Origin of the sequence: Providencia sp. PROV202 (genome assembly GCF_028479565.1) — a bacterium.
GTDB classification, from domain to species: domain Bacteria; phylum Pseudomonadota; class Gammaproteobacteria; order Enterobacterales; family Enterobacteriaceae; genus Providencia; species Providencia zhijiangensis.
This window is the reverse complement of sequence record NZ_JAMPNV010000018.1, coordinates 82,658-108,879: the sequence shown is the minus strand read 5'-3', so window position 1 is coordinate 108,879 and position 26,222 is coordinate 82,658. Positions and strand designations below refer to the sequence as shown.

Genomic DNA, 26,222 nt, shown 5'->3' with positions numbered 1-26,222 from the left:
TAGAAACAATGCAAAAAGTTGTATTAGCCACAGGTAACCCGGGCAAAGTTAATGAATTAGCGGATTTACTTCGCGAGTTCGGTATGGATATCGTCGCTCAAACCAGCCTTGGGGTTGAGTCCGCAGAAGAGACCGGATTAACCTTTATCGAGAACGCAATTTTAAAAGCCCGCCATGCCGCGGCACAAACAGGTTTACCCGCCATCGCCGATGATTCCGGTATTTCTGTGGATGCATTAGGTGGCGCGCCGGGAATTTACTCTGCACGTTATGCGGGTGAAGATGCTACCGACCAACAAAATCTCGATAAGCTTCTCAATGCCATGAAAGATGTGCCTGATGACCAGCGCCAAGCGCAATTTAACTGTGTGCTGGTTTACCTGCGTCATGCCGAAGATCCGACGCCATTAGTGTTTCATGGTCGCTGGCACGGAGTATTAACCCGTGAAGCAAAAGGGCAAGGTGGTTTTGGCTATGACCCAATTTTCTACGTGCCAGAATTAGGCTGCACTTCTGCAGAACTGACTAAAGCCGAAAAACAAGCGGTATCACACCGCGGTAAAGCCCTTGCGATGATGTTGGATGCCCTAAAAAATGCTTAAGCTTCCTCCATTAAGCTTGTATATCCATATTCCTTGGTGTGTACAAAAGTGCCCGTATTGTGATTTCAACTCGCATACTCTTAAGGGGGAAATTCCCCAAACTGAGTATGTTGAGCATTTGCTTAGCGATCTGGATAAAGACGCCGAACTGATTGGCGACCGCCCCGTTAAAACTATCTTTATTGGTGGCGGTACACCGAGCTTATTAACCGCTGAATCCATACAAATGTTGATGGATGGCGTTCGTGAGCGCGTGAATTTAGCCCCCGATGCTGAAGTGACTATGGAAGCCAACCCCGGCACAGTGGAAGCTGACCGTTTTGCAGGCTACCAAGCAGCAGGTATCAACCGTATCTCCATCGGTGTACAAAGCTTCGGAGACGACAAACTGATCATGTTGGGGCGTATTCATGGCCCTAGTGAAGCTAAACGTGCCGCTCTGCTCGCCACCAACTTAAATCTACGCAGTTTTAATTTGGATTTAATGCACGGCTTACCGTCACAAACTCGCGATGAAGGGCTGTCGGATTTACGCCAAGCTATCGAACTCTCTCCACCGCATCTTTCTTGGTATCAGCTCACCATTGAGCCGAACACGCAGTTTGGCTCTCGCCCGCCGCGTTTGCCGGATGACGATACCCTATGGGATATCTACACCGAAGGGCATAAATTACTGACCGCGGCAGGCTATCAGCAATATGAAACCTCCGCCTATGCCAAAGCGGGTTATCAGTGCGAACATAATCTCAATTATTGGCGTTTTGGAGATTACCTCGGTATTGGCTGTGGAGCTCACGGTAAAATCACCTCAACCGATGGGCAGATTTTACGTACCGTCAAAACCAAGCATCCGCGAGGTTATATGGAAGGTCGTTATCTTGATAATCAATATAATGTCGAGAACGAAGACCGCCCATTCGAATATTTTATGAACCGTTTCCGGTTACTTGAAGCGATGCCTCGCCGTGAATTTACTGAATATACCGGTCTGGCAGAATCTGTGGTTCGCCCCGCTATCGATGAAGCCTTAGCCAAAGGTTATATCTCAGAAACCGCTGATGAATGGCAAATAACCGAACATGGAAAGTTATTCTTAAACTCCCTACTGGAGCTATTTTTAGGGGAAGAGTGATTTATATTTTCCCATAAAAAAGCCAGCTTTCGCTGGCTTTTTCTTTTACTAAACGTAATAAACAAGGGTAATAAACGAAAATAACAATCTACCGATTACAGTGCTTTGGTGACTGCATCGATTTGCTCGGTGAGACTGACTAAACCGCCACCGGAGAGATACCACAAGTCAGATTGCAAATAGGTGATTTTGCCATCTTTATAGGCTTTGGTTTCTTGGATATTTTGGTCTTCAAATACCGTTTTTTCTAATTTCCCTGCGCCAATCGCTTCACTACGATCGACAATCAAAATCACGTCAGGGTTCGCTTGTGCGATAGTTTTTGTATCCACCACACGACGTTTGGATTTATCAGCATCCGCTTGAACAGGTAATTCAGCACGTTGTGCTTTTACCACATCGTAAACAACCGCTTGGTTATTTGGGATTAATTTGCCGTCATTGTGCAATAAAACCAGCACTTTTTTATTGGATGCAGCCGCTTTTTTCTGAGCTTCTGCAATGGTTTTATCCAACTGAGCCAGTTGCTCGTCTACCGCTTTCTGGTCACCGTATAAATCGCCAATTAAACGAATGTTGGCTTTTACTGACTCAACATAATTTTTGCTGTCGGAGCCTAAATTCAGCGTCGGAGCAATTTTTGATAATGCGTCGTAAGATTTACCTTGGCGACCTGTAATCACGATTAAATCGGGTTTCAACGCGGCGATTTCAGCTAAGTTTGGTTCTTTCATGCCGCCTGCATTTTTGACTGTCGCAGGGATGCCAGCTTTCACATAATCAGGTGCATTACCCATCGGCAGAGCGACAACCTTGTCCCCTAACCCCAGTTTTTGCATTGAGTCATAAATACCGAAGTCAAACAGAACCACTTTCTGAGGTTTTTTCACCACTTCCGTTTCGCCGGAAAGGTGTTTAACCGTGACTTTTTCAGCACCTTGTGCAGTGATTGCGTTTGGCGTAAATGCAGCAGATTCAGCACTCAGTGCGTAAGGTGCGGAGAATGACAGGATGGAAACTAGTACCGCTGGAATAAACTTTTTCATATGAATAACACCCATTTAGTCGTTAAGCCAAACCTGCATTCTAAGGAGAGTTACTCATAAGTCAATTAAATGATAATGATTCTTAGTATTGTTTTTGTTTATGTTAATGCCGTCATGGTTTGTATGTTATGGCGGTATGGTTTGATGAGGCTTTTAATGCAAAAGGCAGTAATCGGTTTCCCTATTACTGCCCTTCATTACCGATAATAACGTTGATAACTGACCAAACTACCTGAATTATTTACCGTTAATTGAATTCAGTAAGCTAATGCGTTGCTGCTCCAATGAGGTGACTTTAGTACAGACTTGCTGACCAAACTGCTGGAAGCTATTTTCTTGGTTTTTCCATTCGCTATCAATTTCTTGCTGTAACCCACCGAGGCTACCTAGCATACCTTGCAGCATTTTGTTGGTATCACCGCCAGCAAGTAACTGTTTGCGCCCCATCTCATTGATACTGTCTTGTAAAATCCCACCTAAACTTTCATTGACTAATTCACGCCCTGACGTTTCCACTTTCTTGATACCTTCGTGGTGGAAAACGTAGCCGTTTGAACGAGTTTCAATGATTTGGTTAATTTGACCGTTTAAATCTTTTTCAAGTTTAGTCAGGCGGTTACGAATATTACTATCGCTACCAATCACCTTAACCACCACTTTATCGAGAGATTTACGTGATGCCGCTAATTTCTCTTCAGATTCTTTCTTGATCCACGGTAAATCCTGACGTATATCTGATTGATAACGCAATGCTTTCTGCTGTTGCTCAGCGGTCAGTGCAACCTTTTGACCATTCAGCGTCACATCACCGCTTGGGGTGATTTTTAAATCGCCACTGCGACCGACGACTTGAACATGTTCAGGCGTCATAAAAATGTCGTCTTTAGGGGTTACCGAGCAGTTATAATCCGCCGCTTGGCTGGTGGCACAGGCCAGTAATGAAAACGCAATTAAAGTACGGCGTAACATAAAATCTCCTCGTCGATTACCTCTAGATTGGTTGAGAGGTAATTAGAAAACAGAACGTCCAATTCGTTTCGATAAAAGCTCTAAGGCAGCACAACCCACCAAAGAGTTTCCGGCTGAATCTAATTCCGGTGACCACACGGCTACCGTAAATTGGTTAGGAACCACACACACAATACCGCCACCGACACCTGATTTACCGGGCATTCCAATACGAAATGCAAATTCACCAGAACCATCGTACATACCACAAGTCATCATCAACGCATTGATTTGTCGAGATTGTAGCGGCGTGATAATTGGGTCTATCGAACAAGGTGACTCACCTTGATTCATTAAATAGGTAAAACACCTAGCCAGTTCGACACAATTCATACTTAGAGAACAATAATGAAAATAAGTTTCTAAAACCGTTAAAACATCATTATCAAAATTGCCAAAAGATTTCATTAAATACGCGATAGCTGCATTGCGGCTCGCATGCTCCATTTCTGAACGAGCGACATTGATGTCATAGCTAATGTCAGGTTCGCAAGCGAGTTTTCGGACAAACTCCAGCATCCGCTGTTTTGGTGCGCTTAAACGAGATTGCAGCATGTCGGCAATCACAATCGCGCCGGCATTGATAAAGGGATTACGGGGAATGCCCTTTTCCATCTCTATCTGAATCAATGAATTGAACGGCAGCCCTGAAGGCTCTTTACCAACACGGCTCCAAATTTCTTGCTCTTCGTAGCGCGTCATTGCCAAGGTTAAGCTGAGAACCTTAGAAATGGATTGAACTGAGAAACGTTTTCTCGCATCTCCAGCAGTGAAAATATCGCCCTCTGCGGTATGAACCGCTATCCCCAAATGATGTGAAGGAATGCCGCCAAGCGCCGGTATGTAGTCAGCCACCTTCCCTTGACCTATCAGGGGGCGGACTTGCTCCAAAATATCATGCAGTAATTGGTCAGAAAACTGGGTGCTCAAGTGTTTTGCTCCAGAATGGATTACTCTAGAAAATAAAGGCATCCAATTGGATGCCTTTATTAATAATCAAACTAGCTATTATTCCCACCAAACATCAAACAGTTCAGAAACAACAACGTCGTTCATCCCTTTTGATTTTAGCCAATTTTCAACGATTTGACGGTGTTCTTCGGTACATTTACCAATTTTCTGCAGGCAAACAATCCCTTCCCAGTTCATGTAGCCGCTAGCTTCAAATGCCAGACCGTTTGGTTCGATAGCTTCAGCAATCAGTTGGTCAACGACGCTGTCCACTTCTTCGATTGGCGTGCCTTCTTTAAAGTTCCACTTAACAATGAAACCTAATTCTTGGAACTCGTCCAAACGCATTTTTTTACGTAAACGGCGACTACGTTGTTGTTTAGCCATGATTAAACCCTCTTAAACATTAAATCCCATACACCGTGCCCTAACCGCTGGCCGCGCTTTTCAAACTTTGTTTCTGGTCTTGATTCTGGACGAGGAACGTAGTCCCCTGACGTGGATACGTTTTCATACCCAGCCACGCTGGTCATTACCTCAAGCATATGTTCTGCATAAGGTTCCCAGTCTGTCGCCATGTGGAAAACACCACCATCAATTAATTTACTGCGAATTTTTTCAGCAAAAGGTACCTGCACAATACGACGTTTATTGTGTTTCGCTTTATGCCAAGGATCAGGGAAGAATAACTGAACCATTGCTAAGCTGCCGTTCGGGATCATGAAGTCTAAAACTTCAATGGCATCGTGGCACATCACGCGTAGGTTGGTGATGTTCTCTTCTTTTGCGGATGCCAAACAAGCCCCAACGCCTGGTGCATGCACTTCAATACCCAGAAAGTTTTGATCTGGGTTTTGTGCTGCCATCGTCACTAGTGAGGTGCCCATTCCAAATCCAATTTCCAGAGTGACTGGATTTGAATTATTAAATAGTTTTGCGAAATCAAAGGGTTCGTTAACAAAATCGATCCCCATTTCTGCCCATTCGCTTTCTAATGCCTCTTCCTGACGTTTTGTCAGACGCCCTTGACGGCGGACAAAACTACGGACACGGCGCATAACCCGCCCTTCTTCATTATATTCGGGGGAGATAACGTTATTGATCATAATAAAGTTCTAAAAAATTCGTTGTCCAGTTAGATAATGTGCCAACAAGAGTATAAAAAAACCCAAACATACCTAATTAATTAATATCTAAGTATGGTGGGAAAGGGAGTTTAGCAAAACTTCAAGGATCTTGCAGTTGATAATTGGATAACTTTACACAAGAAGCGGTTTACAGCTATCACCGTCTATGTTGCAATCCTCTCCATGACTGAAATCGCGATAAAAATATTATAAATAATGGAAGCTCAACAATTCTCAAGTGCAGTGCTCAAGTGGTATCACAAATACGGTCGTAAAACCTTGCCATGGCAGCAGGAAAAATCCTCCTACCATGTTTGGCTCTCTGAAGTCATGTTGCAGCAGACCCAAGTCAGCACAGTCATTCCCTATTTTGAAAAGTTCACCCAACGCTTTGCGGATGTGACCGCACTGGCGAATGCGCCCCTTGATGAAGTTCTGCATTTATGGACAGGGCTCGGTTATTACGCACGAGCGCGCAATCTGCACAAAGCAGCGCAAGTGATTGCCACCCAATATAATGGTCAATTTCCTACCACATTTGAGGAAGTTAATGCGCTTCCTGGAGTGGGACGTTCAACGGCAGGCGCCATTCTTTCCCTTTCCCAAAAACAACATTACCCAATTTTGGACGGTAACGTAAAACGCGTGCTTGCTCGCTGCTATGCTGTCGCGGGTTGGCCGGGTAAGAAAGAGGTAGAAAATCGCCTGTGGGAAATCAGCACCAACGTCACCCCCAAAGTAGAAGTCGAATATTTTAACCAAGCCATGATGGATCTTGGTGCAATGGTGTGTACTCGCAGTAAACCAAAATGCGAACTATGCCCACTCAATACCGGCTGTGTTGCTTACGCTAACCATTCTTGGCAGGAATATCCGGGGAAAAAACCTAAGCAGAAAATTCCGGAAAAAAGCGCATGGTTTTTGATCCTTCAATATCAAGATAATGTCTGGTTAGAACAGCGCCCACCTTCCGGCATTTGGGGCGGTTTATTCGCCTTCCCACAGTTTGAAAGCCATGAGCAACTGGTTCAGTGGCTAGCTGATTCTGGCCTGCAATATGACACGCCAGAACAATTAATTGCTTTTCGCCACACGTTTAGCCATTTTCATTTAGATATTATCCCTGTAAAAGTTAATATTCAGGCATTTAATTCTGCCATGGATGAAGGCAACGGACTCTGGTATAACTTACACCTAGGCGCAACCGTTGGGCTTGCAGCTCCGGTTGAAAGTTTGCTAAAACAACTTGCCTTACTACCTGATATTCGAGGAAAAAATAAATGAGTAGAACCATTTTTTGCACTTTCTTACAACGTGACGCCGATGGGCAAGATTTCCAGCTTTACCCAGGTGAATTAGGAAAGCGTATTTTTAATGAGATTTCGAAAGAAGCATGGAGTCAATGGATGACAAAACAGACTATGCTGATCAATGAAAAGAAATTAAACACCATGAACCCAGACGATCGCAAAATGCTGGAACAAGAAATGGTGAAATTCTTATTTGAAGGTCACGATATTCAAATTGATGGCTATACCCCAGAAAAATAGTTTTTAGGTCTCTACCTATCGAACCTCAAGTTGCACGGCTCGGTTTGCTAACCTCCTGCAACTTGAATGTTTTAGAGTAAATGACCGAAATAGCAGCTAGCTTGCATTATTATTGTGGATCGTATGAAAAAATTATTTGCTCTCACATTGTTGATTCCCCTGATTGTTTCTTGCTCCAGTAATCAGAAATCCGACTTTAATCCCGACTACGTCAAAGATACCAATGGCTTTGATATTTTGATGGGGCAATTTGCTCATAACATCGAAAATATTTGGGGGATCAAAGAAGTCCTGATTGCAGGACCTAAAGACTATGTGAAATATACCGATGAGTATCGTACTCGTAGCCACATTAACTTTGATGCAGGGACAATCACGGTTGAGACCATCTCCGCTGTAGAGCCGTCAGAACACCTGAAAAAAGCCATTGTCACCACATTATTGATGGGCGATGACCCGAATTCCATCGACCTCTATTCTGATATTAACGACATTCCCTACAGTAAAGAGCCATTCCTGTTTGGTCAGGTGATGGATAATACGGGTGAACCGATCCGCTGGGAGTGGCGAGCCACTAAATTTGCAGATTATCTGATCAGCAATAAAATGCAGCGCAGACAATCTGGTATGAATATTGTTTGGTCGGTGACCATGCAATTAGTACCAAACCACTTAGATAAACGCGCCCATAAATATATGCCATTTATTAAGAAATCCTCCGCGAAATACGGTGTGGATGAATCATTAATTCTGGCTATTATGCAGATTGAATCGAGCTTCAACCCATACGCGGTTAGCCGTTCTGATGCGCTAGGTTTGATGCAAATTATGCCAAACACAGCCGGTAAAGATGTCTTCCGCTCTCAAGGTAAATCAGGAGTACCAAGCCGCAGTTACCTGTTTGACCCAGAGCAAAACATTGATACAGGTACGGCTTACTTAGCTATCTTACAAAATAGTTATTTGGGGGATATCAGTAACCCAACTTCACGTCGCTATGCGGTTATTACGGCTTATAACGGCGGTGCAGGCAGCGTGCTACGCGTCTTCCACAATGATAAAAAACAAGCGGCTCAGCGTATTAATAACCTAGAGCCGGGAGAAGTTTACGAAACGCTTTCCACCAAACACCCTGCGGCGGAATCTCGTAATTATCTTATTAAAGTGAATAAGGCGCAGAAAAAATATCTACGCTAATAAATCCTTAAAATAGCGATAAAAATGCCAGTAAACCATCACGGTTGCTGGCATTTTTTTCACTTTTTGTGAGTTTTTGCATTGATTTGCTTAAAAATTAATTGAAACGCTGAAAAAAAACGCATTCAATCAAAAGTTTTTAGAAACCGCCTTGACTCACCCTCTTAAATCAGGTTTAATACGCTCCGTTGCCCGGATAGCTCAGTCGGTAGAGCAGGGGATTGAAAATCCCCGTGTCCTTGGTTCGATTCCGAGTCCGGGCACCACTATTTAAAGAACCCGCCCTAGTGGCGGGTTTTTGCTTTTTAGCCTTTCCAAACTTATTCAACCAGAATCTACTCAGCAACCGCCTTAACTTAATCTAAATTTCATAAATTCAGATCTTATTTGATTTAGCTCACATTTGCGTTGATTTTATAGCGTATAAATAACTATATGATAAAAGTTGTTTTGTAACCCATTGGTAAACAACAAAAAAACAACCTAGAGTTAATCTTATCTCAACGTTTTTAACCAACTTTTAATCATTAATCATGGCTATTTATAGTCTAATAAATATACAAGACATCATAACAACAAGATTGGCGTATAGTTTCTTATTGCCTTAATCACTTTTAAGCAATGAGCTGAAGGAGCGCTTATGTGTAAAGAATCAGTGAAAAGCCCGATGTATTTATCCATTGCAAACTGGGTAATGAAACAGGGTCGCTGGATCACCGCCAGAGAAATCTCGAATAACTTTGAAATTCCGCATACCAATGCGGTGAATATTGTCTCTTATATTCTTTCGGATGTGGCAGAAATACAGTGTGAAGTCAAAATGATCCCCAATAAATTATCGGGACGAGGCTGCCAATGCCAACGATTGATTAAAGTGACTAAAATTGACAGTCAGCTTTATTCTCGCCTAAAAAATTACACTTCCGAGAAAATGACGATTGAGTCGCCGTTGAAAACCAATCTCGTCCCACCAACAGAACTTAATCGTGAGCAAAAATGGCAATGGATGCTATCTAAAGCCCAGCGTCGTTAATATTATTTTCATCGACGCCATAACAAAAAAACGCAGGCTTTAAGCCTGCGTTGAGGTTACTGACAAAGTGTCATTGATAGTTTTTGCACATCGTCATCATTGACCTTTCGGTTTCACATCCGTGGTTCCCTGCAACCGAGGGCGATTTGGCTCTATCTCCGTTAACGGTATGGCTTCTTCTAAACTTTGAAGATAACGTCCCGCTAAATCTTGATACTCTTTAGTATTTAACTGTTTCCAATGAAGCTCTTCATCACTCACATGACGAAAAAAACGTGCAGGTGCGCCAATTAACATTTGTCTTGGCTCACCTTGGAAACCCGCCTTAACAAAACTCATCGCGCCAATAATGCTCTCATCACCGATGACGGCGCCATCCATCACTACGCTATTCATGCCGACCAGCGCATCACGCCCAATAATACAGCCATGTAAAATTGAGCCATGACCAATATGCCCAGATTCACGCACAATAGTTTCAACGTCGCTGTAACCATGCATGATGCAACCGTCTTGAATATTCGCCCCTTTTTCGATGATTAGGCGCCCGTAATCCCCCCGTAATGAAGCATTTGGCCCCACAAACACATCGGCACCAATAATGACATCACCAATCACCACGGCGGAAGGATGAACGTAAGCCGTTGGATGCACCACGGGCGTCACGCCTTCAAAGCTGTAAAAACTCATAGTCACCTCACAGTCATCCAATCACTCGTAGGATTAGCGTCCTTTCCAGTTTGGCTCACGCTTCTCTGAGAATGCTAAGGGGCCTTCCGTTGCATCTTCGGAGTGCAATACAGCAGGGTAGTTTTCTAACACGCCACTGCGCATCAATTTATAACCCTCTTCCACCGTTAATTCTCCGGTTGCACGGAAAACTTCTTTCAGTGCGGCGACGGCTAGCGGTGCGCTTTGTGTGATTTTTTCAGCCAGCTCTCGCGCTTTATCCATTAAATTTTCGATAGGCACGACTTCATTCGCAATCCCCCAGCGCAGTGCCTCTTGAGCATCCATTCGGCGCCCTGTCATCACCATTTCATTGACGATAGGCGCAGGCAGAATTTTTGGTAAGCGCAGAACACCACCGCTATCGGGCACAATACCTAATTGCGCTTCAGGTAGCGCGAAACTGGCATTTTCAGAACAGATAATCATATCTGCCGCCAGCGCTAGCTCAAAGCCACCGCCAAACGCATAACCGTTTACTGCCGCGATCACGGGTTTATTTAAGTTGAAAATCTCGGTTAATCCCGCAAAACCGCCTGGGCCAAAATCAGCATCAGGCGCTTCCCCTTCCGCCGCAGATTTTAAATCCCATCCCGCAGAGAAGAAGCGTTCTCCAGCACCCGTAATAATAGCCACTCGCAGCGTTGGGTCATCACGGAAATTAAGGAAAACTTCCCCCATTTTAAAACTGGTTTTTGCATCAATGGCGTTGGCTTTAGGTCTATCGAGTACAATTTCTAGCACGGCACCATGACGGGTAACTTTTAATGATTCGCTCATAGTTTAAACCTTTAGGTTGTTATTCGATTATTTCAGATGTTTTTTCAGCACCTTACCAGAGCAATTACGAGGTAAACCCTGACGGACTTCTACCAATGAGGGCACTTTGAACTTCGCCATTTTCGTTTCACAGAAAGCGAAAAACTCTTCTTGAGTTATCGTAGCCCCCTCCTCCAGCACGATAAACGCTTTGATAGCCTCATCACGGATGGCATCCATCACACCGATAACCGCAACATCCGCAACCGCCGGATGGGACGCAATGATGTTCTCAATTTCGCTGCAAGAGACGTTTTCACCGCCGCGTTTGACCATGTTGCTACTACGGTCAACAAAGTAGAAAAATCCATCGTCATCTTGATAAGCAAAATCGCCAGTGTGCATCCACCCTTCACTATCAAAGGTTTTTTCTGTAGCTTCAGGATTGTTGTAATAGGCTTTAAATAAGGTTTTACCCCGCTCACCTTTTACACATAGCTCGCCGATTTCCCCTGTTTTCAACGGTTGATTATGTTTATCTCGAATTTGAGCTTGATAACCAAATCCAGGGCGTCCAATGGACGGCCAGCGTCGTTCATCCCCAGGCCTATCACCAATCAGCCCAACAATAGTTTCGGTCATGCCATACGAAGTGAGAAACCGCGTCACGGCAAAGCGTTCCATAAACTGCTGCTTTTCTTTATCGCTTAAATTGAGATAGAACATCACTTCTCGCAAACAGTGCGCTTGCTCATTGTCGGCAACCGGTTGACTCATTAAGGTGCGGATCATCATTGGGATCAGCTCCACCACTGTCGCGCGATGCTTCACAATCTGTTGCCAGAAACGCCGAGCACTGTATTTTTCAAGGAGAACAAAGGTTGCCCCAGCGGAGAATGCCGCCATAGCCGCCGTGCATTGGCAATCGATATGAAAAGCGGGCATCACCGTTAAATAGACATCATCAGAGCGTAAAGCACATTGCCAAGAGGAGTAATAACCTGCAAAACGCAGATTATAGTGAGTGATAATGACCCCTTTGGGTTTAGATGTCGTTCCTGAGGTAAATAGAATTTCGGCGGTATCATCCACACTGAGTTCAACCTGCTCCGCCAGCACAATCGATTGTTGTGCTAGTTCAACGGCAAAGTCAGTCATACCTTGCTGCGTTGGTAATTGGGTGTCTGAAATTAAGAAAATATGTTCAAGCTCTGTTGCTTTGTCATCGACAAGGGTTTGGTAAATATCGACAAAATGGGGACGAGTGACAACCAGCCGAGGTTGGCAGTTTTGGATGATCCACGCGCTCTCTTCATACTTGAATCGCGCATTGACCGGCACCATGACCGCCCCAATTTTGGCAAGACCAAACCAGCAAAAGAAAAACTCTGGGCAATTATCTAAATGTAACGCAACTTTATCCCCTTTTTTAATGCCATAGCTTAAAAAGAGGTTGGCAGTACGGTTAATCTGCTGATTCATTTCTAAATAGCTGAATTCACGCACATCGCCATCACAGGATTCAAAGATAAGCGCCTTTTTATTACCGTGAGTTTTCGCAAAATCATCCCACATTTGACGCAAATTTTGTTTACCGATTACATCCATTAATTGTTATCCCATCATTTCCCTAATGTCTATTCAGCCCAACAGGAATGATTGAACTGAATAGTCATTGAATTACTCAACAATTTTAGCCAGCCCTTTCTCGACCAGCCCCCTAATATCATTTTCGTTATAACCAATATTTTGCAGAATATCCGACGTGTCCATGCCGTGAGATGGCATACCACGCCAGATTTTCCCCGGATTATTTTTGAATTTTGGCATCACGTTTGGACCACGACAGGTACGCCCGTCCATGGTTTGCCAACTGGTGATGGATTCACGGGCAATATATTGTGGATTGGTTTCTAATTCCGGAATGGTAAGTACCTTGGCGCTGGCAATATTCAGCTCCGCCAAACGCGCTAGAACGACATCAATGTCACGCGCACCTAGCCACTCATCTAATTTTTCTTCAACAAGTGGGCCATACGGGCACTCAACACGGTGAATAAGTTGCGTACCTTCAGGAATTTCTGGTGTCCCCAATAAGTGAGCAAGGCCAATATCTTTGAAGATTTCTTGGATCTGAGTAATACCCACAATCTCCATTACGATATAACCGTCTTTGCAGCTATAAAGGCCGCAACCGGCATAATATGGGTCTTTCCCTTTCGTCATGCGTGGGCAAATTTCGCCGCCGTTAAAGTAGTCCATCATGAAATACTGCCCCATACGCAACATCACTTCGTACATGGCAATATCAATACTTTCGCCTTTACCTGTTTTTTGAACTTTATACAGTGCCGCTAAAGCGGAGGTGGTGGCGGTCATGCCAGAAAAATAGTCTGCGGTATACGGGAATGCCGGCATTGGCTGGTCTTTATCACCGTTTTGAATTAAATAACCGCTAAATGCTTGCGCAATGGTGTTATACGCCGCAAGGTTGGTGTATTGCGGGTCGCCGTATTGTCCGAAGCCTGATAAGTGGGCGATCACCAATTTCGGGTTATGCTCCCACAATAATTCATCGGTGATCCCTCTGCGTGCAAAGGCTGGGCCTTTACTGGCTTCGATAAAAATATCCGTCGTTTCCATCAGTTTAAGGAACGCTTCTCGACCTTCATCTTTAAAGATGTTCAGCGATAGCGCCCGTAGATTGCGGCGAGATAGTTGCGGGTAATTAGGTTGAACACGAATGGTATCAGCCCATGCGACGTTTTCGATCCAAATAACCTCCGCGCCCCATTCTGCGAACATTTGTCCGGCAAATGGGCCTGCAATTTCAATCCCTGAAAATACCACCCTAACCCCAGATAGCGGGCCAAACTCGGGCATTGGTAAATGCTCTGCCATTTTCTCATCTCCTGTGAAACTAAAGTGATCTCCTGAAAATCTCAGGAGATCAACGACAAACCTCGATTAGCGGTACTGTTTCAGTACGCTACGACCTAATGTCAGTATTTGCATTTCATCTGAACCGCCCGATACACGATCCACACGCAGGTCGCGCCAGAATCGTGCGATACGGTGTTCACCCGCAATACCCACACCACCGAGGACTTGCATTGCTGAATCTACAACTGCAAATGCTGCGTTTGCACAGAAGTATTTACACATTGCCGCATCACCAGAGGTGATTAAACCGTTGTCACTCTTCCATGCAGTTTCATATAACATGTTGCGCATCGAATTGAGCTTGATCGCCATATGTGCAAATTTTTCTTGAATTAATTGATAACGACCGATGGCTTCACCAAATTGAACACGTTGGTTGGCATAGCGTGCCGCATCTTCAAACGCACACATTGCTGTACCGTAGTTGGTCAATGCCACTAAGAAGCGCTCATGATCAAACTCTTCTTTCACACGGTTAAAGCCATTGCCTTCACGACCAAACATGTCTTTTTCATCAAGTTCCACGTTGTCGAACGTAATTTCACAGCAGCTATCCATGCGCAGCCCCAGTTTTTCAAGTTTGTTCACCTTGATACCCGGCTTGCTCATGTCTAAGAACCACTCAGTGAAAACAGGTTTATCCGGTGAATCTGCATCGCGGCTCATCACCACGATGTATGGGGTGTACGCACTACTGGTGATAAAGCATTTGCTACCGTTTAAGTACACTTTTCCATTACGGCGAGTATATGTCGTTTGTAAGCTACCAACGTCAGAACCTGCGCCCGGTTCAGTAATAGCGGAGTTCCACATCTGTTTACCCGTACCACGGAACGCCATGATTTTGTCGATTTGCTCTTGAGTACCTTCACGCAGAACCGTATTAAAACCACCCGGTAATTGGTATAGAACATAAGTAGGAGCACCAAGGCGACCTAATTCCATCCATACCGCAGCAACCGTAATAAACCCCGCATTTAAGCCACCGTGCTCTTCGGGGATCAGCAGGTTATCGATTTCCATATCCGCTAAGGCTTTTACAAAACGCTCTGGGTATTTGCTTTCGCGGTCACACTCGGCGAAATAGCTTTCCCAGTTCTCACTTGCCATCAGTTCACGGATCCCTGCGACAAACAGTTCCTGCTCATCATTCAATCTAAAATCCATATCAATAACCTCTTCAATGTTGTTTCTGAAATATTGTTTTTGAGTAAAATTGCTTCTGAGTAAAATTAATCGTTTTTCCAATGCACTCTTGCATCTTTAATAAAGGAGAGCGTTACCATGATGTTCACGAAAAAAAGTGGGCATCCTCCGGCAATAATCGCTGTTTGAATTGGTTTCAGTCCGCCTAATGCCAGTAAGACAATGCCAATCACGCCGACAAGAACAGACCAACCAATACGCACTAATAACGGTGGCTCCTCTCCATCTTTCACTGCGCGACAAGTCGACATCGCGAGAGTGTATGAACAGGCGTTAATCAGTGTGACAGTGGCAATAAAGCAGAGGATGAAGAAGCCCCAAATTGTTACAGTGCTCAAAGGTAAAGCGGCCCAAGTTTCAATGATGGCTCGTGCAACACCGAACTCTTCAATCAACTTAGGAATGTTAATGACGTTTTTATCAATCAGTTGGAGCGTGTTACTGCCGAGAATGGTCCAAATTAAGGTGGTACCTGCGGTTAAGCCTGCAACCATACCTAAACATAATTCACGAACAGTACGTCCTTTGGAAATGCGTGCGAGGAAAATACACATTTGAATCGCGTAGATAACCCACCAAGCCCAATAGAACACCGTCCAACCTTGAGGGAATCCACCTTTGCCAACGGCATCGGTATAGAACAGCATGCGTGGCATATACATTAATAATACGCCGACGGAGTCTGTAAAATAGTTAGCGATAAAGCTCGCGCCACTGACGATAAGCACCCATCCAAGCATTAAGAAACTTAAATAGCTGCGTACATCACTGGCGGCTTTCACCCCCTTTTGCAGACCAAATGCGACACACACCGCATTGAGGATGATCCAGCAGAAGATAATGATCGCATCGAGCTGCAAGGTATGTGGAATACCAAACAGATATTGAATACATTCAGTCACCAGCGGCGTTGCCAGACCCAAGCTGGTACCCATCGCTAAGATCAATGCAACCAAATAGAAGTTGTCAATAATGGTACCAAACCAGCCATTGGCACGCTTCTCACCCACCAGCGGAGCCAGCGTACTACTTGGGCGGATTACATCCATTTTACGAACAAAGAAAAAGTAAGCGAAAGCAACAGAGAGGAAACTGTAAGTTGCCCACGGCAGCGGGCCCCAATGGAACAAGCTGTAAGCTAACCCGATACTTTTGGCTTCATTAGAATAGGGTGCGAAATCAAACGGCGGCGATGAAATATAGTAATAAATTTCAATCGATCCCCAAAACAACACCGCGGCTGAAGTACAAGATGCGAACATCATAAAAATCCAGCCAGCTCGGCTAAATTCTGGCTTTTCATCCCCTAAACGTTTCTTCGCATAAGGTCCGAAAATTAACCAAAACCAACCACCAAACATAATGACCATATACCATTCAAATGCCCATCCCCAGACATTGGTGACATAGCTAAAGACTTGGTTAATCACTTCGTTTGATGCATCAAGATCACGTACTGTTAGCCAGCACAGTAACCCGACAATAATTAATGGTGGGAAAAAAACCTTCGGTTCTATTCCAACCTTTTTATTTTCTTTGCTCATAGGTCTATTCCAATTTATTATTTAATACATAAGTTTTAAAACAATAAATATTTAACATTCATTTAATGACTTCTAAATAAATGCCTCTTAAATATGCCCAATTACTTATTATCAATAGCCAATTAAAGATTAATTAATTTATTTACTATTTGAATCATGTCGGCTCACCAATAACAATTCTGTTATTAAGGTCACAATATTATTCGTGATAAATATTTGTTATTAATTTTCACGTTAAAAATAAAATAATAATCCAATAAAAACAAAGCAGTAAAATATAATGTTAGGTTAATGTTATTAAACTCATTCAGTATTGGTGATTAGGGTAGCAATATTGAACATTAGCTTGCTAACTTGATGATTTTTACAGTATTGGTGAGTAATGTAACAGTATGAATATTTAAACCCGCTTTAATTTAAGGCGTTCAATATTGGTGATGTAGGTTTTATTTTTAAATATCCAGTTCGTGATACTCATATAAATATTAAACCAAAACTGTTCCACTTATTTTATTCTAGGAGATGTAATGAATATTATTACATGCTACAAATCTGTTCCTGATGAACAAGATATTGTTGTTAATAGCTCAGATGGTTCTTTAGATTTTTCTCGCGCTGACACTAAAATTAGTCAATATGATTTAAATGCCATTGAAGCTGCGAATCAAATAAAAGCGCAGCAACCAGAAAGTAAAGTTATTGCGTTAAGTATTGGTGGCAAAGCACTGACTAACATGAAAGGTCGTAAAGACGTTTTATCCCGTGGTCCCGATGAATTAGTCGTAGTGGTTGAAGACCAATTCGAATATGCCCTGCCACATCAAAGTGCTATTGCTCTTAGTGCCGCAGCCAAAAAAGTCGGCTTTGATTTGATTCTGTGCGGTGATGGCTCCGCTGACCTCAACGCCCAGCAAGTCAGTATTTTAATGGGAGAAGAGCTGCAAGTTCCTGCCATTAATGGGGTCAAAAAAATCCTCTCTATTGCGTCAGATACCATTGTTGTTGAGCGTGAGCTCGAAGACGAAATCGAAACGTTATCCATTCCACTACCTGCGGTTATTGCAGTGACTTCAGACATTAACGTCCCTGTTATTCCATCGATGAAAGCCATTTTAGGTGCAGCGAAAAAGCCTGTTCAAGCATGGACGGCTGCTGATATCGGTCTTGGTGATGTGGCGGCTTTATCGACTCAGTCGATTGCAGCGCCAAAACAAAAAGTTCGTCAACGCATCATTATTGAAGGTGATGGTGATGATCAAGTTGCACAGTTCGCTGAACACTTAAGAAAAATCATTAAATAATAGGGGGAGTTATGAGCAAATTATCAACCGTTTGGGTACTGAGTGACATGACTTCTCGCTTACCTGAACTGATCGGCGGCGCACTGACTCTTGGTGAACATGTCAACGTTATCGCATTGGATGACGCGCAAACCACGCAAGCTTTTCAACTCGGTGCTAACCAAGTTATTCAATTATCCGGCAAGCCTGATGACCGCATTATCGAAGATTATGCAGATACCGTCGTCAATGTGATTAAGCAACATGGTGATACTGGACTGCTGTTACTGCCAAATACACGCCGTGGAAAACTACTGGCGGCACGTTTAGGCGCAAGACTACAAGCCGCAGTCTCGAATGATGCTGCCACTGTCGTCATCGAAAATAACAAACCCGTTATCAAACACATGGTCTATGGCGGCTTAGCGTTCGGCAGTGAAACATTAAGCAGCTCATTTTCCATCGCCACGGTGGCGACTGGGACTTTTGATGCCGCATCAAGTAATGCATCACTTAGTGGAACAGCCCAAGCTGCACAATGGGCTGAACCAAAACAATCTGTCGTACGTACCGCGGTTCAGCAAAAAGCAGGTAACTCTGTTGAGTTAGACAAAGCACGCCTTGTGGTCAGTGTGGGTCGAGGCATCGGTAGCCAAGAAAACATTGCCATTGCCAAAGCATTAGCAGATTCCATTGGTGCTGAAATTGCGTGTTCACGCCCTGTGGCTGAAAACGAAAAATGGATGGAGCATGAACGCTATGTGGGTATTTCCAACCTGATGATCAAACCTGAACTGTACCTTGCTGTCGGTATTTCAGGGCAGATCCAACACATGGTTGGCGCCAATGGTGCTCAAACGATTGTTGCTATCAACAAAGATAAAAATGCCCCTATTTTCCAATTTGCAGACTACGGGATTGTTGGGGATCTCTTTAAAATTCTTCCAGCACTGACTCAGCAACTGGCCAAATAAACATCCTAAGTAGTGGGGGAATGCCCTCACTACTGCATTAAGTTTGGAGACACTATGTCCGATGATATTTTTGATGCAATCATAGTAGGGGCTGGTCTAGCTGGCTCAGTTGCTGCACTGGTACTTGCCCGTGAAGGTGCTCAAGTTCTCCTAATTGAAAGAGGAAACTATGCGGGCGGCAAAAACGTAACAGGTGGGCGCATGTATGCTCACAGTTTAGAGCGGATCATTCCTGGGTTTACCAAAGAAGCGCCTATTGAGCGCATGATCACCCACGAAAAACTCTCTTTTATGACCGAAACCGGTGCAATGACGGTGGATTACCAAAATGGTGACCCACAAAAACCTGAAGAAACCTCATGGTCCATCCTGCGTGGAAAACTGGATCCATGGTTAGCTGAACAAGCTGAAAATGCAGGCGCGCAATGCATCACTGGGATCCGCGTTGATAAGCTGGTTGAACGTGATGGCAAAGTCGTTGGCGTCGAAGCTGACGGTGATGTACTCGAAGCCAAAGTGGTGATCCTCGCCGACGGCGTAAATTCCCTTCTAGCAGAACAATTGGGCATGACAAAACGCGTCAGTGCCGAGCATGTCGCTGTCGGCGTCAAAGAACTGATTGAGCTGCCAAAAGACGTTTTACAAAACCGCTTCAACCTACAAGGTAATGAGGGTGTTGCGTGGCTATTTGCGGGCGCGCCAACCGATGGATTGATGGGTGGAGGTTTCCTTTACACCAACGAAGATACGATTTCGTTAGGGCTCGTGTGTGGTCTACACCACATCAAAGACGCCAAAAAATCCGTTCCACAAATGCTGGAAGACTTTAAACAGCACCCGGCTGTCGCACCATTAATTGAAGGCGGAAAAATGATTGAATACGCCGCCCATGTGGTGCCTGAAGCGGGTTTAAAAATGCAATCTGAACTGGTTCGTGATGGTGTTCTTGTTGCTGGGGATGCCGCAGGTATGTGCATGAACTTAGGCTTTACCATCCGCGGTATGGATTTAGCCATCGCCTCAGGTGAAGCCGCAGCTCAAGCCGTACTCAGCGCAATGAAAAAAGAAGACTTTAGCAAGCAAGGCCTAAGCGAATACCTCACCTTGCTGGAACAAGGTCCGTTGCGCGATATGAAAGCCTACCAAAGAATGCCAGAATTCTTAGATAACCCGCGCATGTTCACCGCATACCCGGAGATGGCACTCGGTATTGCCAAAAAACTGTTCACCATTTCAGATGAAGCCCCAGTGCCTCTGCGCAAAACCATGCTGCAACATGCGAAAAAAGTCGGCTTTATGAACCTAATTAAAGACGGAATTAAAGGAGTGAGAGCGATATGAGTGCTCCCGTAAACGTTGATGTCAAACTCGGTATTAACAAATTTAATGTCGACGAAGAGATCCCCCATATTGTTATTAAAGAGCAACCTGATATGGCGGTACTCGAAACATTAACCAAAGCCTGCCCAGCAGGTTTGTATAAAAAACAAGATGATGGCTCGGTACGTTTTGATTATGCCGGCTGTCTTGAATGTGGGACATGCCGCATTCTTGGTCTCGGTAGCGCACTGGAAAAATGGGAATATCCACGCGGTACCTTCGGTATTGAGTTTCGATACGGCTGATATAGCTAGCGCTTACTCTCGAAGCGAAATTATCCCATAAAGTTATATTGCTTCGAGAGCTTTTTTTATTTTATTGCGCTAATGCAGGTAACGACTATGCAACCTAAAAGCTTTGATAACATCCAGTTTTCCTCAGTCCACCGCCGCATTATGTTGTGGGGCAGCGGTGGGCCTTTTCTTGATGGTTACGTATTAGTCCTCATTGGCGTTGCCTTAGAGCAGCTCACTCCAGTACTTAATTTAAGTAATGAGTGGATTGGTTTACTCGGCGCAGCCACGTTGGCTGGGCTGTTTATCGGTACCTCTTTATTTGGCTATATCTGCGACCAAATCGGTCGCCGTAAAATGTTTCTGATTGATATTGTGGCTATTGGAGCAATCTCTGTCGCCACGATGTTTGTTTCAACACCTTTGCAGCTTCTATTAATGCGCTTTTTAATTGGCATTGTTATCGGAGCTGACTACCCGATAGCCACATCGATGATCACCGAATTCTCCAATACTAAACAGCGCGCTTTTGCTGTCGGATTTATTGCGGCTATGTGGTACGTCGGTGCCACTTGCGCCAACCTTGTGGGTTATGCTTTATATGATGTTGAAGGTGGCTGGCGCTGGATGCTCGGTAGTGCCGTAATCCCCTGCATCGTGATTTTAATCGGTCGCTTTGATTTACCTGAATCGCCACTTTGGCTGATCCGCAAAGGCCGACATCAAGAGTGCCAAAAGATGATGACCAAATTATTTGGTCAACCTGTGGTATTTGAAGCAGAAGAACAAAAGAAAACCCGCTTTATCGATATTTTTACCAAACGACACTTCTCCTTTGTCTTATTCACCGCGACAATTTGGACTTGCCAAGTGATCCCGATGTTTGCCATTTACACATTTGGCCCACAAATTGTCGGGGAACTTGGTTGGGATCAAGGGAAAAATGCCACGCTAGGCAATGTCGTCATTAGCCTATTCTTTATGCTCGGCTGTTTACCTGCAATGTATTGGCTCAATCGAATGGGCAGAAGGCCATTACTGATAGGCAGCTTTGCGATTATGACCTGCGCACTGGCGATCCTCGGTTTATTCTCCAACCTAGGGATCTGCTTGGTGATCATTATGTTCGGTATCTACGCTTTCTTTTCCGGTGGCCCTGGGATATTACAGTGGCTGTATCCAAACGAACTTTTCCCGACCGATATTCGCGCTTCCGCTGTTGGCGTAATTATGTCTATAAGCCGCATCGGAACCATTTTTTCAACGTGGGCACTACCGGTCTTTATTCACGAATATGGCATTAGCCATGTGGTACTCATGGGAGCCGGCGTTTCGTTAGTAGGATTAGTGGTTTCTATCCTATTTGCGCCAGAAACCAAAGGGTTAACCTTAGCGCAAACCTCCAAGATGAGCATAGTGAAAAGAAAATAGCCTAATACCAGTTTTAAAAATCTTTCGGCTCATCACCACGAATTCACGGGGATTGAATATCCCCGTGTCTTTGGTTCTATTTCAGACTCTTTAGATATTAATTCAACTTTATCGCTTCTTAAAAATTGAATACCCGTAAGATCATTTCCATAAACATCTCTCAGTTCCCACTCTTTTTTTAGAAAATGGCCACTTAATAAGGCATCAAGCCGAGCTAAATCAACTTTTGCTTTTTCATTAGAATCAATATTGAGTTTTGTCTGTAATTTATAGCGAAGAAATTCCAGCATAATAATACTTGCATTACATATCGCATATTGGTTTATTAACGCCAAGTTTCCACCAATTACATAACATTCCCAGTTATGATGAACATCAACAATCGCATCTAATTCACTATTTTCATATAATGGCATAACGCCATAAAACATCTGCAGAAGAAAAAGAATTTCACACTCAACCAGACAATCATCTGAAGATGAAAAACTCGGCAACTTATCTCTAATTAACTGAATATAAGCGCAAGCTTGTTGAAATTGCTCTAGGCTTAAATTTGTTTCAACACCATAAAATTGTGCTGATCGGCTATACGCATGAGTTAACTGATATTTCATAATATAATCATTTGGGATTGATGCTTTTCAATACTCTTGAAAAACAAATAACGTGTTTTCCAAAATATAAATCGCAATTTAAAATTAATTAAAAATCGTATCTTTATAAGAGCATCCACTTCAATATTAATTGTTTAAAGCAAAAAACAATATCAATTATTACATATACAAAAAAGATAACGCCATATTTTAAAATTAAACAATGAAAATCAAAAATAGATTCACTTTCAATGAATGAAATTTATTATAGTTCAATATTTCATTAATGATAATATTTTTTCAAATTAAAAGTCAAAAATTCAATTATGTTTATTATTTTCAAAATTTGAATTTCATTTTTAGATGGGAATTAAATAGAAAATAACATTGATAGTTTAAATATAGCTATATTTAAACTATCAATTTCAGACTGATTGAAAAAGTAGGCAAACAAGAAAAAGAATTACTTCATCTTTACGGCATAATCACTTTCCATGTCATCATCACCGCACTGCATAAAATCAGCAGTAACGTAATATATTGGAAAGTCCGTTCAGACAATTTCACCAGTAAATATTTTGCCAGCGGCATCACTAACAGCGCCCCCGCACACAAAATTAATGCCAATTTTAAATCCGTGTGGCCATCTTGCGCATAAGCCAGCGCCGAAGAGCCCGATAATACGGTAGTTACCACAATCGATGTGCCAATGGCTTGCTTGATATTTAAATCCATATAACGCAATAACATTGGCAGAACCACAACTCCGCCGCCAACCCCTGTTGCACCTAATACTATCCCCGCCAATACCGCTGGGATTGCCATCGCTTTTAATTGGTTTTCTTTCACAGAGATTTTTTTACGCGGATTAGCAAAAAACATCCGTTGAATAAATAAATACAACGAAAAAATAATGGCAGCGGAGACCAACACATTAATACCCCACTCCACCTGTTTTTCATAAGCTGGGATGCTGCCTAACCACGTCACAAACAGGCTGGATAAAAACGTACTTGGCAACATAATCGCCAAGACAATCAACGCTCCTTTTAAGGGAATATTGCCTAAGCGAAAATGCATGTATGACGAAGAGACCTTCATCAGCATAGAGAGAAAGTTAGCTGTTGCCACTGCGGCTAAGGCATTAAGCCCAAAAAAGTAAGTCAGTATGGGTAAAACAATCACACCGCCGCCCACACCGGTTGTGCTTATAATCAAGCCAATCAGTGCGCCGATGGCTAACTCTGTGACAATCATGGTGGTTTATCCTGCCTGAGTAACGGCTTGTCGACCTTTTTGCAATGCGATGTCTGCATCTTCATTGGCAAGGGTTAAATATTTGAAAAATAGCGTATCGAATATGACCATCTGCAACACTTGAGGCGTGATCACTCCCAGCTGAGAGTGTTGTTCATCATAGTAATATGGCAGCGTTAAATCCGCGAGACGCGCCGCATCATCTTGCCCAAAGCGCGTTAAAGCAATCGTCGTACAGCCATTTTCATGTGCCGACTTCAGCATTCGGTTAATTTCTGGCGTATTGCCCCTTGCTGTCACGGCGATGGCGAGATCGCCTTCACCTAAATTTGCCGAATAGCTCAGTTGCACATGCAAGTCAGGGCTAAATAACGCCGATTTATTAACGCGAATAAGCTTATGGAAAATATCATTCGCTACAATCGCAGACGAGCCAATACCAAATAGCACAATGCGCTTGGCTTCAACCAATTTTTGCGCGACGGCATCAACCGCGGCGGGCTCTAGCAGTTCTAAGGATTTTTCAATGGCGCTAATAAATAACTGCCCAGATTTCGCGATAATCTGAGCTGTATCATCGTTACGGCTCAGATTGCCATACAAACTTTCCGCTTTGTGTTGCTTCTCGTCGGATAGATAATCGACTTTAAATTCAGGATAGCCACGGTAGCCCATTTGCCTTGCAAAACGAATGACGGATGCACTGCTCACGCCAGCCTCACGAGCCAATTCAGCGGCATTCATTGCCACAAGGCTATCGCGATATTCCAGCAAAAACTTCGCAATACGCTGCTCTGTGCCTTTGCCTCTCGTCAATAAGCTTTCCAATTTTACTGTCAGTGCTGACATGGCTATACCTTCTTATTATTTTTCTGGATCGTTGAAGCCTATTATCATACTGGCAATGAAACCGACAATCCATGCGCCTGCTACCGCAATCAGAAAATCCAGAATTTGCCCATCACCCACCAGCGGAATTAAGGATAAACCCGCAGTACCAAATGGAATGATAATACCCACATGGAAGAACGCCATCAGCGCACCGCCCGCGGCTCCACCGATACAGCCTGCAATAAACGGTTTACCCAGCGGTAAGGAAACCCCGAACAGTAATGGCTCACCCACACCGAAGATACCGACGGGTAATGCCCCCACTAAGGTTTTCTTTAAACGCTGATTCTTGGTTTTCAGGAACACCCAGAAACATGAACCGACTTGTCCCATTCCGCCCATGGCTAAAATCGGGAATAAATAGTTCAAACCAAAAGTTTGTAGGATTTCCGCGTGAATGGGGATCAAACCTTGGTGCAGACCAGTCAGTAATAAGAACAGGAAGCTGCCACCTAAGATGCCGCCCGTTGCTACTGCCCCGCCGCCACTACTCAGCAGCGCCACAGAAACCCCTTGCGCCAGCACTTGGTTCAGATAATGACCCGCAGGTTGGAAGACGACTAACGCCACCATTGCTGAGACTAAAATCGTCACAAATGGCGTCACAATCAGATCCAAACTCTCTTTGATGATACCTCTAAACCACACTTCAAATTTAGAAGAGAACACCACCACCATCAGCACCGCGAAAATTCCGCCGCTATTTGGTTGGAGTTTCTCACCAAATAAGGTGATATCGGCTAAGCCTGGCATAGCTAAAAGCCCTGCCATCACCGCACCTATTGATGTTGATGCGCCTAACTCTTTCGCGGTATTTACCCCAATCATGATAGATAAATAAGTAAACACGGCGCTACCGATCAGCTTTAATAATTTAAACAGCTCCGGGAACTGCTCAACCACTCCCGGCGCCACTAAACGCACAATATTAATCAGCCCCATAATCAGACCACAACCAATTAACGCTGGAATGGTCGGGACGAAAATCGCGGCTAATGTATTGAGCATACGGCGGATAGAGAAAGATTTTTTCTCTGGCGCTGATGGCGCACTTTCATCATTCGCTACACCGCTGTTTTGCATTCTTTTATTCATCACAGAGAAGACTTTCGCTGCCGTCCCCATGCCCACAATCACTTGCTGTTGTTCACCATTAAAAACAACGCCTTTCACACCTTCCACTTGCTTGAGTGCATCTGCATCAAACTTGCTATTATCTTTTAAAACCAGACGAATACGCGTCATACAGTGGGTTAAGGTACCCACGTTTTCAAACCCGCCCGCATATTTTTCTATTTCTCTGGCGAGCACTTCCAGATGTTCTATCTTATTAGCCATAGGATTTCCCCGGTGTCG

At 43.8% G+C, this 26,222-nt stretch carries 26 protein-coding genes and 1 tRNA gene; 12 read left to right on the top strand and 15 right to left on the bottom strand.

The features are described from left to right. Positions 1-8 precede the first annotated feature (8 nt). Entirely contained in the window at positions 9-602 is a 594-nt protein-coding gene (locus PR799_RS13860) for an XTP/dITP diphosphatase (protein WP_272522460.1), read from the top strand. Continuing rightward, a complete protein-coding gene (gene hemW, locus PR799_RS13855) occupies positions 595-1,734 on the top strand; it encodes a radical SAM family heme chaperone HemW (protein WP_272522459.1) in 1,140 nt (379 codons plus the stop codon). The genes PR799_RS13860 and hemW overlap by 8 nt, the downstream gene beginning before the upstream one ends. Before the next feature lie 95 nt (positions 1,735-1,829). Here the strand turns inward: hemW and PR799_RS13850 are convergent, their stop codons facing one another. The 5 genes from PR799_RS13850 to trmB all read right to left on the bottom strand — a co-directional run bounded on the left by PR799_RS13850 (position 1,830) and on the right by trmB (position 5,845). Next, positions 1,830-2,780: a siderophore ABC transporter substrate-binding protein gene (locus tag PR799_RS13850; RefSeq protein ID WP_272522458.1), complete on the bottom strand. Its 951-nt coding sequence runs from the start codon at positions 2,778-2,780 to the stop codon at positions 1,830-1,832. Between the two features lie 237 nt (positions 2,781-3,017). Next, positions 3,018-3,749: a DUF2884 domain-containing protein gene (locus tag PR799_RS13845; protein ID WP_272522457.1), complete on the bottom strand. Its 732-nt coding sequence runs from the start codon at positions 3,747-3,749 to the stop codon at positions 3,018-3,020. Positions 3,750-3,791: 42 nt separating this feature from the next. Next, the gene (gene glsB / locus PR799_RS13840; RefSeq protein WP_410431244.1) at positions 3,792-4,760 is read right to left on the bottom strand and encodes a glutaminase B; all 969 of its coding nucleotides are present in this window, start codon (positions 4,758-4,760) and stop codon (positions 3,792-3,794) included. 36 nt (positions 4,761-4,796) lie between these two features. Then, positions 4,797-5,126 carry a YggL family protein gene (locus PR799_RS13835; RefSeq protein ID WP_036954142.1) on the bottom strand — a complete coding sequence of 110 codons (330 nt, stop codon included), beginning with the start codon at positions 5,124-5,126 and terminating at the stop codon, positions 4,797-4,799. Between the two features lie 2 nt (positions 5,127-5,128). Continuing rightward, positions 5,129-5,845, bottom strand: a complete 717-nt coding sequence (trmB, locus tag PR799_RS13830; RefSeq protein ID WP_154604527.1) for a tRNA (guanosine(46)-N7)-methyltransferase TrmB — start codon at positions 5,843-5,845, stop codon at positions 5,129-5,131. Between the two features lie 237 nt (positions 5,846-6,082). Here trmB and mutY point away from each other — a divergent pair, with 237 nt between their 5' ends. From mutY to caiF, 5 genes are all read left to right on the top strand, one after another. After that, on the top strand, positions 6,083-7,150 hold the full coding sequence (gene mutY / locus PR799_RS13825; protein WP_272522456.1) for an A/G-specific adenine glycosylase: 1,068 nt from the start codon (positions 6,083-6,085) through the stop codon (positions 7,148-7,150). Continuing rightward, positions 7,147-7,416, top strand: a complete 270-nt coding sequence (locus PR799_RS13820) for an oxidative damage protection protein (RefSeq protein WP_006657365.1) — start codon at positions 7,147-7,149, stop codon at positions 7,414-7,416. The genes mutY and PR799_RS13820 overlap by 4 nt, the downstream gene beginning before the upstream one ends. A gap of 123 nt (positions 7,417-7,539) precedes the next feature. Further along, positions 7,540-8,613 (top strand): membrane-bound lytic murein transglycosylase MltC, encoded by a 1,074-nt coding sequence (gene mltC / locus PR799_RS13815; RefSeq protein WP_154604525.1) that lies wholly within the window; start codon positions 7,540-7,542, stop codon positions 8,611-8,613. Positions 8,614-8,803: 190 nt separating this feature from the next. Then, positions 8,804-8,879: transfer RNA gene (locus PR799_RS13810), tRNA-Phe, on the top strand. A 374-nt stretch (positions 8,880-9,253) separates the two neighbouring features. Further along, positions 9,254-9,646 (top strand): carnitine metabolism transcriptional regulator CaiF, encoded by a 393-nt coding sequence (gene caiF / locus PR799_RS13805; protein WP_272522455.1) that lies wholly within the window; start codon positions 9,254-9,256, stop codon positions 9,644-9,646. Between the two features lie 96 nt (positions 9,647-9,742). On the opposite strand, the gene caiE is transcribed toward caiF, so the two are convergent. From caiE to caiT, 6 genes are all read right to left on the bottom strand, one after another. Further along, positions 9,743-10,336, bottom strand: a complete 594-nt coding sequence (caiE, locus tag PR799_RS13800) for a carnitine operon protein CaiE (protein WP_272522454.1) — start codon at positions 10,334-10,336, stop codon at positions 9,743-9,745. Between the two features lie 33 nt (positions 10,337-10,369). Further along, the gene (caiD, locus tag PR799_RS13795) at positions 10,370-11,155 is read right to left on the bottom strand and encodes a crotonobetainyl-CoA hydratase (RefSeq protein ID WP_272522453.1); all 786 of its coding nucleotides are present in this window, start codon (positions 11,153-11,155) and stop codon (positions 10,370-10,372) included. Between the two features lie 27 nt (positions 11,156-11,182). Continuing rightward, positions 11,183-12,742, bottom strand: coding sequence for a crotonobetaine/carnitine-CoA ligase (gene caiC / locus PR799_RS13790; RefSeq protein ID WP_272522452.1), 1,560 nt, complete (start codon positions 12,740-12,742; stop codon positions 11,183-11,185). Positions 12,743-12,814: 72 nt separating this feature from the next. Then, complete coding sequence (gene caiB / locus PR799_RS13785) at positions 12,815-14,035, bottom strand: L-carnitine CoA-transferase (protein ID WP_272522451.1); 1,221 nt, start codon at positions 14,033-14,035, stop codon at positions 12,815-12,817. A 66-nt stretch (positions 14,036-14,101) separates the two neighbouring features. Next, a complete protein-coding gene (gene caiA, locus PR799_RS13780) occupies positions 14,102-15,244 on the bottom strand; it encodes a crotonobetainyl-CoA dehydrogenase (protein WP_036954121.1) in 1,143 nt (380 codons plus the stop codon). Positions 15,245-15,309: 65 nt separating this feature from the next. Continuing rightward, positions 15,310-16,827: an L-carnitine/gamma-butyrobetaine antiporter gene (gene caiT, locus PR799_RS13775; protein WP_036954118.1), complete on the bottom strand. Its 1,518-nt coding sequence runs from the start codon at positions 16,825-16,827 to the stop codon at positions 15,310-15,312. Positions 16,828-17,354: 527 nt separating this feature from the next. Here caiT and fixA point away from each other — a divergent pair. The 5 genes from fixA (at position 17,355) to PR799_RS13750 (ending at position 22,125) form a co-directional block, all read left to right on the top strand. Continuing rightward, positions 17,355-18,128 (top strand): putative electron transfer flavoprotein FixA, encoded by a 774-nt coding sequence (fixA, locus tag PR799_RS13770; RefSeq protein ID WP_272522450.1) that lies wholly within the window; start codon positions 17,355-17,357, stop codon positions 18,126-18,128. An 11-nt stretch (positions 18,129-18,139) separates the two neighbouring features. Beyond that, on the top strand, positions 18,140-19,081 hold the full coding sequence (locus PR799_RS13765) for an FAD-binding protein (RefSeq protein WP_272522449.1): 942 nt from the start codon (positions 18,140-18,142) through the stop codon (positions 19,079-19,081). Between the two features lie 54 nt (positions 19,082-19,135). Further along, positions 19,136-20,422: an FAD-dependent oxidoreductase FixC gene (gene fixC / locus PR799_RS13760; RefSeq protein ID WP_272522448.1), complete on the top strand. Its 1,287-nt coding sequence runs from the start codon at positions 19,136-19,138 to the stop codon at positions 20,420-20,422. After that, a complete protein-coding gene (gene fixX / locus PR799_RS13755) occupies positions 20,419-20,706 on the top strand; it encodes a ferredoxin-like protein FixX (RefSeq protein WP_036954107.1) in 288 nt (95 codons plus the stop codon). The genes fixC and fixX overlap by 4 nt, the downstream gene beginning before the upstream one ends. 96 nt (positions 20,707-20,802) lie before the next feature. Next, complete coding sequence (locus tag PR799_RS13750) at positions 20,803-22,125, top strand: MFS transporter (protein ID WP_272522447.1); 1,323 nt, start codon at positions 20,803-20,805, stop codon at positions 22,123-22,125. A gap of 32 nt (positions 22,126-22,157) precedes the next feature. Here the strand turns inward: PR799_RS13750 and PR799_RS13745 are convergent, their stop codons facing one another. The 4 genes from PR799_RS13745 to PR799_RS13730 form a co-directional block, all read right to left on the bottom strand. Further along, positions 22,158-22,739 carry a hypothetical protein gene (locus PR799_RS13745; RefSeq protein WP_272522446.1) on the bottom strand — a complete coding sequence of 194 codons (582 nt, stop codon included), beginning with the start codon at positions 22,737-22,739 and terminating at the stop codon, positions 22,158-22,160. A gap of 453 nt (positions 22,740-23,192) precedes the next feature. Beyond that, a complete protein-coding gene (locus PR799_RS13740) occupies positions 23,193-23,975 on the bottom strand; it encodes a sulfite exporter TauE/SafE family protein (RefSeq protein ID WP_154628234.1) in 783 nt (260 codons plus the stop codon). A 6-nt stretch (positions 23,976-23,981) separates the two neighbouring features. Then, a complete protein-coding gene (locus PR799_RS13735) occupies positions 23,982-24,824 on the bottom strand; it encodes a MurR/RpiR family transcriptional regulator (RefSeq protein ID WP_154604514.1) in 843 nt (280 codons plus the stop codon). A gap of 15 nt (positions 24,825-24,839) precedes the next feature. Next, entirely contained in the window at positions 24,840-26,204 is a 1,365-nt protein-coding gene (locus PR799_RS13730) for a PTS transporter subunit EIIC (protein ID WP_272522445.1), read from the bottom strand. Positions 26,205-26,222: the final 18 nt, after the last annotated feature.